The sequence below is a fragment of the Pseudomonas ulcerans genome, from assembly GCF_036324125.1.
Lineage (GTDB): Bacteria > Pseudomonadota > Gammaproteobacteria > Pseudomonadales > Pseudomonadaceae > Aquipseudomonas > Aquipseudomonas ulcerans.
In genome coordinates this window covers 114868-127010 of sequence record NZ_JAZDQN010000017.1, presented here as the reverse complement: position 1 = coordinate 127010, position 12143 = coordinate 114868, and the positions used below count along the sequence as shown (strand labels likewise).

At 66.8% G+C, this 12143-nt stretch carries 9 protein-coding genes; all 9 read left to right on the top strand.

Annotated elements, in window-relative coordinates; genetic code table 11:
- The first annotated feature begins 333 nt into the window (after positions 1 to 333).
- Entirely contained in the window at positions 334 to 1125 is a 792-nt protein-coding gene (locus tag V0R59_RS17030; RefSeq protein ID WP_330074077.1) for an enoyl-CoA hydratase/isomerase family protein, read from the top strand.
- Positions 1126 to 1159: 34 nt separating this feature from the next.
- Positions 1160 to 2320, top strand: a complete 1161-nt coding sequence (locus tag V0R59_RS17025; RefSeq protein WP_330074076.1) for an acyl-CoA dehydrogenase family protein — start codon at positions 1160 to 1162, stop codon at positions 2318 to 2320.
- A gap of 19 nt (positions 2321 to 2339) precedes the next feature.
- Positions 2340 to 4448, top strand: coding sequence for an acetate--CoA ligase family protein (locus tag V0R59_RS17020; RefSeq protein ID WP_330074130.1), 2109 nt, complete (start codon positions 2340 to 2342; stop codon positions 4446 to 4448).
- Positions 4441 to 6048, top strand: a complete 1608-nt coding sequence (locus V0R59_RS17015) for a 5-guanidino-2-oxopentanoate decarboxylase (protein WP_330074075.1) — start codon at positions 4441 to 4443, stop codon at positions 6046 to 6048. The genes V0R59_RS17020 and V0R59_RS17015 overlap by 8 nt, the downstream gene beginning before the upstream one ends.
- A gap of 14 nt (positions 6049 to 6062) precedes the next feature.
- Positions 6063 to 7253, top strand: coding sequence for a pyridoxal phosphate-dependent aminotransferase (locus tag V0R59_RS17010; protein WP_330074074.1), 1191 nt, complete (start codon positions 6063 to 6065; stop codon positions 7251 to 7253).
- On the top strand, positions 7246 to 8655 hold the full coding sequence (locus V0R59_RS17005; protein WP_330074073.1) for an aldehyde dehydrogenase family protein: 1410 nt from the start codon (positions 7246 to 7248) through the stop codon (positions 8653 to 8655). The genes V0R59_RS17010 and V0R59_RS17005 overlap by 8 nt, the downstream gene beginning before the upstream one ends.
- A 15-nt stretch (positions 8656 to 8670) precedes the next feature.
- A complete protein-coding gene (locus tag V0R59_RS17000) occupies positions 8671 to 9372 on the top strand; it encodes an NAD(P)H-dependent oxidoreductase (protein WP_330074072.1) in 702 nt (233 codons plus the stop codon).
- A 204-nt stretch (positions 9373 to 9576) separates the two neighbouring features.
- Entirely contained in the window at positions 9577 to 10680 is a 1104-nt protein-coding gene (locus V0R59_RS16995) for a polyamine ABC transporter substrate-binding protein (RefSeq protein WP_330074071.1), read from the top strand.
- A gap of 25 nt (positions 10681 to 10705) precedes the next feature.
- Entirely contained in the window at positions 10706 to 12118 is a 1413-nt protein-coding gene (locus V0R59_RS16990) for an aminotransferase (protein WP_330074070.1), read from the top strand.
- Positions 12119 to 12143 lie beyond the last annotated feature (25 nt).

The window sequence follows — 12143 nt, the reverse complement described above, 5'->3', positions numbered from 1 at the left end:
TTTGGGTTGCCTGGCTTTGGGGGGGGTGGTGGGGGGGGGGTAGCCCCGGTTTTGGGGGGGGGCACCCCCCCGTGGCGTGCGGGGTAAACCCCGCTCCACCACGTCCCCGCGTCGCGTTTGATAGCTGCGGTGAATATGCGGGAGTTGTGCAAAGTTGTAACAATCGCCATCTCTGCACATCATTTCAAATCGTAAAAACTCAATAAAAACAGTGTTTTGACAGATGTTTTGCACCTGTTACATCACTTCTGACGCTCGATTGCCGCCTTGCTGAACACTCGTTTAGTATCGGCGCCATACCTCACCCAAACCACAACAACACCGAGGCTTTCCATGACGAACCTGTCGCCCCTGTTGAGCAAAGTCGAAGCTGGCGTAGCCTGGATCACCCTCAACCGTCCGCAGCAGCGCAACGCGCTGGACATCCCGACCCTCAAGCACCTGCACGCGCTGCTCGATGACTTCAACGCCGATCCGGCCGTTCGCGTGGTGGTCCTCACCGGCAGCGGCCGCAGCTTCTGCGCCGGTGCCGACCTCGCCGAATGGGCCGACGCCGAAGCCCGTGGCGTCCTCGAAAGCTACGGCTGGACCGAAACCGCCCATGCCCTGATGCAGCGCCTGCACAGCTTCGACAAACCGACCATCGCCGCCGTCAACGGCACCGCGGTGGGTGGCGGCATGGACCTGGCGCTGTGCTGCGACCTGCGCGTCGCCGGCGCCTCGGCCCGGTTCAAGGCCGGCTACACCACCATGGCCTACAGCCCCGACGCCGGTGCCAGCTGGCACCTGCCACGGCTGATCGGCGCGGAACAGGCCAAGCGCCTGCTGTTCCTCGACGAGCTGTGGGGCGCCGAGCGCGCCCTGGCCACCGGCCTGGTGGGCGAAGTGGTGGCCGACGAGCAACTGGCCGGCCATGTCGCCGAGCTGGCCGCACGCCTAGCCCAAGGCCCGACCTTCGCCTACGTGCAGACCAAACGCCTGATCCGCGACGGCGCCCAGCGCACCCTGGCCGAGCAGTTGCGCGAGGAACTGGCCGCCGGCCTGCTCTGCGGTCGCAGCGCGGACGGTGCCGAGGCGCTGCGTGCTTCGGTAGAGCGACGCGCACCTGTATTCGTTGGTAAATGAAGCACTTACAGAAACTTCTTCAGGACGTTTAGCAATGAATTTCCAACTGACCCAAGAACAAGAAATGTTGGTGGAAGCGGTGCGCAGCTTCGTGACCCGTGAGCTGCTGCCCCATGAGGAAGAAGTCGACCGTGCCGACGCCGTGTCGCCGGAGCTGGCTGCGCAGATCCGTGGCAAGGCCATCGCCGCCGGTTTCTACGCTTTCAACATGCCCGAGGAAGTCGGCGGCGGCGGCCTCGACTACCTGTCCCAGGCCCTGGTCGAGCGTGAACTGTCCAAGGTCTCCTGGGCCCTGCAGGTCTTTGTCGCCCGTCCTTCGAAGATCCTCATGGCCTGCAAGGGCCAGCAGGTCGACGACTACCTGATCCCCTGCGTGCAGGGCGAGAAGATCGACTGCTTCGCCCTCACCGAGCCGGGCGCCGGCTCCGACGCCAATGCCATCAAGACCCGCGCCGTGCGCGAAGGCGACGATTTCGTCATCAATGGCAGCAAGCACTTCATCAGCCACGCCGGCCATGCCGACTTCGCCATCGTCTTCGCCGTCACCGATACCTACGAGCACAACGGCCGCAAGCGCAACGCCGTGACCGCGTTCCTGGTCGACCGTGGTACCCCGGGCATGACCGTGCGCCGCGGACCGAAATGCGTGAGCAACCGCGGCTACCACACCTACGAGCTGTTCTTCGACGACTGCCGGGTACCGGCGAGCAAGGTCCTCGGCGAGGTGGACAAGGGCTGGGAAGTGGCCAACGCCTGGCTCACCGCCGGCCGGGTGATGGTCGCCGCCAACTGCGTCGGCCAGGCCCAGCGCGCCATGGACCTGTCGTTGCAATGGTCGGCCGACCGCAAGCAGTTCGGCCAGGCCATCGGCAGCTACCAGGGCGTTTCGTTCAAGCTGGCGGACATGGCCACGCAGATCCGCGCCGCCGAACTGCTGACCCTGCACACCGCCTGGAAGATGGACCAGGGCACCATGACCGACGGCGAGGCCGGCATGGCCAAGCTGTTCGCCAGCGAAGTGCTGGGCAAGGTGGCCGACGAAGCGGTGCAGATCTTCGGCGGCATGGGCCTGATGGACGAGGGGCCGGTGGAACGCATCTGGCGCAACGCGCGGATCGAGCGGATCTGGGAAGGCACCTCGGAAATCCAGCGCCATATCATTTCCCGCGAGCTGCTGCGGCCGTTGCTGCGCTGAGGAGACCGTCATGTCGCCATTGATTCGTGACAACCTCAAGCGCCTGCTGGCCCCACGGCACCTGGCCTTTATCGGCGGGCGGAGCATGGCCCGGGCCCTGCAGCGCTGCGCCGAAGGCGGTTTCGCCGGGCAGATGTGGCTGGTCAACCCGCAACACCAGAGCATCGACGGCGTGCCTTGCGTGGCCAGTGTCGCCGAGCTGCCTTGCGGGCCGGACTCGGTGTTCATCGCCACCAACCGCGAACTGACCCTGCAATGCGTCGGCGAACTGGCCGCCAAGGGGGCCGGCGGTGCCATCTGCTACGCCTCGGGCTTTGCCGAGACCGGCGCGCAAGGCCAGCAGTTGCAACGGCAACTGCTGGAGGCCGCAGGCCACATGGCCTTGCTCGGTCCCAACTGCTACGGCCTGCTCGACTACCTGCAATGCGCCGCCCTGTGGCCCGTGGCCCATGGCGGGCGCAAGGTGGAGCAGGGCGTGGCGGTGCTGACCCAGAGCGGCAACTTCGCCTACAACCTGTCGATGAGCGACCGTTCGCTGCCGGTGGCCTACATGGCCTCGGTGGGCAACCAGGCGCAAGTGGGCGTGGCCGAGCTGATGGACGTGTTGCTGGACGACCCGCGGGTCACCGCCATCGGCCTGCACCTGGAAGGCCTGAAGAATGTCCCGGGCTTCGCCCGTGCCGCGCACAAGGCGTTGGAGAAGGGCATCCCGATCGTTGCATTGAAGACTGGCGTTTCGCAGATCGGCGCCGAGCTGGCCCTGAGCCATACCAGCTCGTTGTCCGGCTCCGACGCCCTCTACGACAGCCTGTTCCGCCGCCTCGGGGTGATCCGCGTCAGCGGCCCGGTGAGCTTTATCGAGACCCTCAAGGCCGCCGCCTGCGGTCGCTTGCCGACGGGCGACAGGCTGGTGGCCCTGGCCTGTTCCGGCGGCGATGCCGGGCTGATCGCCGACTATGCCGAACGCAATCGCCTGCACCTGCCCAAGCTGAACGCCGGGCAAGTGGAGCAACTGGCCGGGGTGCTGCCGGCCTACGCCAATCTGGTCAACCCGCTGGATTTCACCACGGCGATCTGGGGCGACGAGGCGGCGCTGCGGCAGATGCTCGACGCCGCGCTGACCAGCGAGGCCGACGCGGCCATGCTGGTGCTGGACTATCCCGCAGAGTTCACCGGCGAACGCAAGGAATGCGACCTGATCCTGGAACTGTTCTGTGCGGCGCTGCTGCGCCATGGCAAGCGTGGTTTCGTCACCTCGGCGTTGCCGGAACTGCTTCCGGCCCATGCCCGCGAGCGCCTGCACGCACAGGGCATCGCCGCCTTGCAGGGTGTCGAGGATGGCCTGGCGGCCTGGGGGCGCATCGTCGCCTGGCAGCAGGACCGCCAGCGTTTGTTGGCGTTGGGCGAGTCGGCGCTGGTACCGCTGTGCCCCCGGGCATTGGAGGGTGAGGCCGAGCTGCTGGATGAATGGCAGTCGAAACAGGCGCTGCGCGCGTTCGGGCTGCCGGTGCCGGCGGGGCTGACGAGCACGCCGGAAAAGGCTGCGCAAGACGCCGACGGCGTCGGCTACCCGCTGGTGCTGAAGGCAATCAGCGCACACCTGCCGCACAAGACCGAAGCCGGTGCCGTGGCACTCAACCTCAAGGACCCGCAGGCCGTGGCCGCTGCCGCGGCGAGCATGCGCGAGCGCATTGCCGCATATGCCCCGCACGTGCCGTTCGACAAGGTCCTGCTGGAACCCATGGCCGAGGCGCCGCTGGCCGAGCTGATCGTCGGCATCAAGCGCGAGAACGATTTCGCCCTGGCCCTGGTGATCGGCGCCGGCGGCGTACTGGTGGAACTGCTCAAGGACAGCGCCAGCCTGCTGCTGCCGACCACCGACGGGGCGATCCGCCAGGCGTTGCTGGGCCTGCGCAGCGCCGCTTTGTTGCAGGGCTTCCGCGGTCGTCCCGAAGCCGATCTCGACGCGGTCGTACAGGCGATCCGTGCCGTGGCCGACTACGCCTGCGAGAACGCCGGACGCCTGCTGGAACTGGATGTGAACCCATTGATGGTCGGTGCCCATGGCACCACCGCGGTCGACGCGCTGATCCGCCTCGGCCAGGCGCAAGGAGACGAACATGCATGAATCCACCCTGACCGGCGGCCAGGCCCTGGTCCGGCTGCTGGCCAACTACGGTGTCGACACGGTGTTCGGCATCCCCGGCGTGCACACCCTGGAGCTGTACCGCGGCCTGCCCGGCAGCGGCATTCGCCATGTGCTCACCCGTCACGAGCAGGGCGCCGGCTTCATGGCCGACGGTTACGCCCGGGTCAGCGGCAAGCCGGGGGTGTGCTTCGTCATCACCGGCCCGGGGGTGACCAATGCCGCCACTGCCATCGGCCAGGCCTATGCCGACTCGGTGCCGATGCTGGTGATTTCCAGCGTCAACCACACCGCCAGCCTGGGCAAGGGCTGGGGCTGCCTGCACGAGACCCAGGACCAGCGCGCGATGACCGCGTCGATCACGGCGTTTTCCGCCGTGGCCCTGAGCGCCGAGGACCTGCCGCAACTGATCGCCCGGGCCTGGGCGGTGTTCGACAGCGAGCGGCCGCGACCGGTACATATTTCCGTGCCGCTGGATGTACTGGCCGCACCGGTGGCCCGCGACTGGAGCCATGAGGTGGTGCGGCGTCCGGGCCGTGGCGTGCCGGCCCGGGAACTGCTTGACCAGGCGGCTGCGCGCCTGGCGGCGGCAAAAAGACCGATGATCATCGCCGGTGGCGGTGCCATCGATGCCTCGGTCGAACTGGAACAACTGAGCAGCCGCCTGGCCGCGCCGGTCTTCACCAGCGTCGCCGGCAAGGGCCTGCTGCCGCCGGAGGCGCCGTTGAATGCCGGCTCCAGCCTGTGCGTCGAACCGGGCTGGAAGCTGATCGCCGAGGCCGACGTGGTTTTGGCGGTGGGCACCGAGATGGCCGACACCGACTTCTGGCGCGAGCGCCTGCCGCTCAACGGCGAGCTGCTGCGGGTGGATATCGACCCGCGCAAGTTCAACGACTTCTATCCCTGCGCCCTGGCACTGCACGGCGATGCCCGGCAGACCCTGGCCGGGCTTCTCGAACAGTTGCCGGACATCCGTCGCGAGGCCGGGGCGGCCATCGACGCGGTCGCCGGCCTGCGCCAGGCGATCCGCGCCGGTCACGGGCCGTTGCAGGGCATCCACCAGGCGATCCTCGACCGGGTCGCGGCAGCCTTGCCGGAAAACGCTTTCATCAGCACCGACATGACCCAGCTGGCCTACACCGGCAACTATGCTTTCGCCAGCCGCGCGCCGCGCAGCTGGCTGCATCCGACCGGTTATGGAACCTTGGGCTACGGGCTACCGGCGGGAATCGGCGCGATGTTTGGCGGCAACGGACGCCCGGGGCTGGTGCTGGTCGGCGATGGCGGTTTCCTCTACACCGCGCAGGAACTGGCGACCGCCGTGGAAGAGCTGGAGCATCCGTTGGTGGTGCTGTTGTGGAACAACGATGCGCTTGGGCAGATCCGCGACGACATGCTTGGCCTGGATATCGAGCCGATCGGCGTGCTGCCGCGCAACCCGGACTTCGCCGGCCTCGGCCGGGCGTTCGGTTGCCATGTGGCGCAACCGGCCAGCCTCGATGCGCTGCAGGCAGAACTGCACGCCGGCTTCGCCCGCAACGGCGTCACCCTGATCGAACTCAAGCACGCCTGTGCCCGCTGAATAGGAGCTTCGCCATGCGTTTTTCCAGTCTGACCCAGCGTATCGCCGGTGACGGTGCCGCCGCCTGGGAGATCCATTACCGCGCCCTGGCCATGCAGGCCGAGGGCAAGGATGTGCTGTTGCTGTCGGTGGGCGATCCGGATTTCGACACGCCCAGACCGATCGTCGATGCCGCCGTCGCCAGCCTGCGCAGCGGGCATACCCATTATTCCGATATCCGCGGCAAGCAGGCCCTGCGCCAGGCCATTGCCCGGCGTCACCAGCAGCGTAGCGGCCAGCCGGTGGATGCCGGGCAGGTCACGGTGCTGGCCGGCGCCCAGTGCGCGTTGTTCTGTGTGGCCCAGTGCGTGCTGGAGACGGGGGACGAGGTGATCGTGCCGGAGCCGATGTACGTCACCTATGAAGCGGTGTTCGGTGCCTGCGGGGCGAAGGTGGTGACAGTGCCGGTGCGTGCGGAGAATGGCTTTCGCGTCGATCCGGCGGATGTCGCCGCGCGCATCACCCCGCGTACCCGTGCCCTGGCCCTGAACAGCCCGCACAACCCGACCGGTGCCAGCCTGCCCAGGGCCACCTGGGAAGCCCTCGCCGAACTGTGCGTGGCCCATGACCTGTGGCTGCTTTCCGACGAGGTCTACAGCGAACTGCTGTACCACGGCGAACACGTCAGCCCGGCCAGCCTGCCGGGCATGGCCGAGCGCACCGCGTCCATCAACAGCCTGTCCAAGTCCCATGCCATGACCGGCTGGCGGGTCGGCTGGGTGGTCGGCTCGCGGGAACTGGCCGCGCACCTGGAAAACCTGGCGCTGTGCATGCTCTACGGCCTGCCGGACTTCATCCAGGACGCCGCCGTGGTGGCTTTGGAGGCCGAACTGCCAGAGCTGGAGGCAATGCGCGAGACCTATCGCCAGCGTCGTGACCTGGTCTGCGATCAGCTGTCCGCCAGTCCTGGCCTGAAGGTGGTCAAGCCTGATGGCGGCATGTTCGTGATGGTCGATATCCGTGCTACGGGCCTCAGCGCCCAGGCGTTTTCCTCGCGGCTGCTGGAGACCGAGGGCGTCTCCGCGCTGGCCGGCGAAGCCTTCGGCCCCAGTGCGGCGGGGCATATCCGCCTTGGCCTGGTGCTGGACAACGACAGGCTGCGGGACGCCTGCGCCCGTATTGCCCGTTGCGCGGCGGCACTGGTGGAGAGCAAGGCCCATGCGTGAGTATCCACGGCTGTATATCGACGGTGCCTGGCGCGCACCGGCCGGGCAGGGCATGGCCGAGGTCATCGACCCGGCCAGCGAACTCGCCATTGGCCGGGTACCGCTGGGTGACGAGCAGGATGTCGAGCGCGCCGTGCAGGCGGCGCGCCGGGCCTTCGGCACCTGGTCGCGGACGCCCTCCAGCGTGCGCGCCGGCTTTATCCAGGCCCTGGCCGAGCAGTTGAAGGCGCGGGCCGCAGAGATGGCCGAGGTGATCACCGCCGAACTGGGCATGCCGGTGCAGTGGTGCCAGAGCGTGCAGGTGGACGGGCCGATCGACGGGCTGGAGCAGTACGTCGAGCTGGCCGGGCTGATGGACCGCGTCCACCAGGTCGGCAATTCACGGGTGTACCGCGAGGCGGTGGGGGTCTGCGCCTTCATCAATCCATGGAACTACCCGCTGCACCAGTTGATCGGCAAGCTGGCCCCAGCACTGGCGGCGGGCTGCACCGTGGTGGTCAAGCCGAGCCAGGAAACCCCGCTGCACGCCTTCCTGCTGGCCGAGATGATCGACGCCATCGGCCTGCCGCCGGGGGTGTTCAACCTGGTCAGCGGGCCGGGAGCGAAGGTCGGCGAGGCGCTGGCCCGGCATCCGCTGGTGGACATGGTCTCCTTTACCGGCTCCACCGGTGCCGGCGTTCGCGTGGCCCAAGCTGCTGCGCCGACGGTCAAGCGCGTGTGCCTGGAACTGGGCGGCAAGTCGCCGTTCCTGATCACGCCGGAGGCCGACCTGGCCGCCGCCGTACGCCACGGTGTGCAGGACGTGATGATCAACTCCGGGCAGACCTGTACCGCGCTGACCCGCATGCTCCTGCCTGCCCAACGCTATGCCGAGGCGGTGGAGATTGCCGTGGCAGAGGCGAGACAGCTGGTCATGGGCGATCCCCGCGTTCCGGCCAGCTTCCTCGGGCCGATGTGCTCGGCGGGGCAGCGGCGCACGGTGCGCGAGTACATCGAGGTGGGCAAGACGGAGGGCGCGCGCCTGGTCCTTGGCGACGAGCCGGTGCCGGAACGTGGCTTCTACGTGGCGCCGACGCTCTTCACCGAGGTCGACAACCGCATGCGCATCGCCCAGGAGGAAATCTTCGGGCCGGTACTGTGCCTGATCCCTTACCGCGACGAAGCCCAGGCCATCGCGCTGGCCAATGATTCGCCGTTCGGCCTGTCCAGCGCTGTCTGGGCCGGCAGCCGCGAGCATGGTCTGGACCTGGCGCGGCAACTGCGCGCCGGGCAGTGTTTCGTCAATGCCGCCGCCTTCAACTACCGCGCCCCGTTCGGCGGCTACAAGCAGTCCGGCAACGGCCGCGAGTGGGGCGAGGAGGGGCTGGGTGAATTCGTCGAAATCAAGGCCGTGCAGGTCTGAACCAAGGATCCTTTCATGAATGTACTGATCGTCCATGCTCATCCCGAGCCGCAATCCTTCACCGCCGCGCTGCGCGACCAGGCTGTCGAGACCTTCCGCGCGCAAGGTCACGAGGTCAGGGTGAGCGACCTCTACGCCATGGGCTGGAACCCGGTGGCCAGTGCCGCCGACTTCGCTGGCCGGGAGAATCCGGAATACCTGGTGTATGCCCTGGAGCAGCGGCTGGGGGTGAAGAACGGCTCAATCGCCGGCGATATCCAGCAGGAGCTGGACAAGCTGCTGTGGGCCGACCTGCTGGTGTTGAACTTCCCGATTTTCTGGTTCTCCGCGCCGGCCATGCTCAAGGGCTGGATCGACCGGGTGCTGGTGTCGGGCGTGTGTTATGGCGGCAAGCGCTTCTATGACCAGGGCGGCCTGGCCGGCAAGCGTGCGCTGGTTACGGTGACCCTGGGCGGGCGCGAGCACATGTTCGGCGAAGGGGCGATCCACGGGCCGCTGGAGGACATGCTGCGGCCGATCCTGCGCGGGACCTTGGCCTATGTCGGCTATGAGGTGCTGGCACCGTTCGTGGCCTGGCATGTGCCCTATATCAGCGACGAGGCGCGCAAGGGCTTCCTGGAGGATTACCGGGTGCGGCTGGAGCGGCTTTCCGATGATCTGCCGCTGGAGTTTCCCAAGCTGGCGCAGTTTGATGAGGCGCTATATCCCTTGAAGTAGTGGTGTCCTCGATCGCTGGCAAGCCAGCTCCCACAGGGTTCGCGGTGCACGCGATCCTGGTGGGAACTGGCTTGCCGGCGATGTGACCAATCCCAGGCATACCCAAAAACGACCACCCCCCCATCCGGGTTATGTCCCCCTCAAGCCAAACCCCCGATAGTGATTCCACCGGCTCATTCCGAGCAGTCACACGATGGAGTTGCTATGGGCAAGGCACCAAAGGTGATCGGCAGTCTTCTGCTGGCAGGCGCGGCAACGGTCGCACTGGCCGGTGAAGCGGACACCGGCAATACGCTCAGGCTGTACAACTGGACCGACTACATCGGCGAAACCACCCTGGCCGACTTCGAGAAGGCCACCGGAATAAAGGTGATCTACGACACCTTCGACGGCTACGAGACCGTGCAGACCAAGCTGCTGACCGGTCGCTCCGGCTACGACCTGGTGATGCTCAATGCTTCCCTGGTGCCGCCGCTGATCAAGGCCGGGGTGTTCCAGCCGCTGGACAAGCAGCAACTGCCAAGCTGGAACAACCTCGATCCCAAGGTGGTCGCCGACCTGCAGGGCTACGACCCTGGCCTGAAGTTCTCCGCGCCCTATACCTGGGGCAGTTCCGGCGTCACCTACAACGTCGACAAGATCAAGGCACGCATGCCTGATGCGCCCATCGGCTCGCTGGCCTTGCTCTTCGATCCGAAGATCGTCGCGCGCTTCGCCGACTGCGGCGTGACCCTCATGGATGCCCCCAGCGAGGTCATCCCGCTGGCCCTGCAATACCTGGGAAAGGACCCGCACAGCGCCACCCCGGCCGATCTCGACGCCGCGCAGAAGCTGCTGCTGGACATCCGCCCGTACATCCGCAAGTTCGACTCGGTGAACTACCTCACCAGCCTGCCCAACGGCGACGTCTGCCTGGCCCTGACCTGGTCCGGCGACTACGCCACCGCCCAGGCCCGCGCCGAGGAGGCGAAAAAGGACATCCACCTGAAGTTCTTCATTCCCGGCGAGGGCTCGCTGATCTGGTTCGACAACCTGTACCTGCCCAAGGACGCGCCCCACGTGGCCAACGCCCACAAGTTCATCGAGTTCCTGCTGCAGCCGCAGAACATGGCCGGGGTGACCAATCTCATCCACTACGCCAACAGCAACGGCGCCGCGACCGCGCTGGTCAAGGCCGAGATCCGCGACGACCCGACCATCTACCCCGACGACGCCACCCGCCAGCGCCTGTTCGCCCAGAAAAGCCAGTCGGCCAAGGACATGCGCGCCATCACCCGGGTGTGGAACACGGTCAAGACCGGCTACTGATTTCTCTCATTCCAAGGAGCTGTCCATGAACATGCCCAGCAACGCACCGACCCTCACTGCCGATCCCCTGGTGGAAGCCGACAAGGCTCACTACATGCACGGCTACCACATGTTCGACGAGCACCGCGAGCAAGGCGCGCTGAACATCGTCGCCGGGGAGGGCGCCTATATCCGCGATACCGAGGGCAACCGCTTCCTCGATGCCGTCGGCGGCATGTGGTGCACCAATATCGGCCTGGGCCGCGAGGAAATGGCCCTGGCCATCGCCGACCAGGTCCGCCGCCTGGCCTATTCCAACCCGTTCTCGGACATGGCCAATGACGTCGCCATCCAGCTGTGCCAGAAACTTGCGCAACTGGCCCCGGGCGACCTCGACCACGTATTCCTCACCACCGGTGGTTCCACCGCCGTAGACACCGCCTACCGCCTGATCCAGTACTACCAGAACTGCCGCGGCAAGCCGGAGAAGAAGCACGTCATCGCCCGCTACAACGCCTACCACGGCTCCACCACCCTGACCATGTCCATCGGCAACAAGGCCGCCGACCGGGTGCCGGAGTTCGACTACGCCAACGAGCTGATCCACCACGTCTCCAACCCCAACCCGTACCGCGCCCCGGACGACATGGACGAGGCGGAATTCCTCGATTTCCTGGTGGCCGAGTTCGAGGACAAGATCCATTCCCTCGGCCCGGACCGGGTCGCGGCCTTCTTCGCCGAGCCGATCATGGGTTCCGGTGGCGTGATCATCCCGCCCCGGGGCTACTTCAAGCGCATGTGGGAGCTGTGCCAGACCTACGACATCCTCTTCGTCGCCGACGAAGTGGTGACCTCGTTCGGCCGCCTCGGTACCTTCTTCGCCAGCGAGGAGCTGTTCGGCGTCACCCCGGACATCATCACCACCGCCAAGGGCCTGACCTCGGCCTACCTGCCGCTGGGGGCCTGCATCTTCTCCGAGCGCATCTGGAAGGTGATCGCCGAGCCGGGCAAGGGCCGCTGCTTCACCCATGGCTTTACCTACAGCGGCCATCCGGTGTGCTGCACCGCGGCGCTGAAGAACATCGAGATCATCGAGCGGGAGAACCTGCTGGCCCATGTCCGGGACGTCGGTGGCTACCTGGAGCAGCGCCTGGCAAGCCTGCGCGAGCTGCCGCTGGTGGGCGACGTGCGCTGCATGAAGCTGATGGCCTGCGTCGAGTTCGTCGCCGACAAGGCCAGCAAGGCACTGTTCGCCGATGCGGTGAACATCGGCGAGCGCATCCATCGCAAGGCCCAGGCCAGGGGCCTGCTGGTGCGGCCGATCATGCACCTGAACGTGATGTCGCCGCCCTTGGTGATCACCCATGCCCAGGTCGACGAGATCGTCGGGACCCTGCGCCAGTGCATCCTCGACACCGCCGCCGAACTGCGTGCCGAAGGCCTGTACCACGACCTATGAACAGCCTGCGCCACGCTGTTCGAGC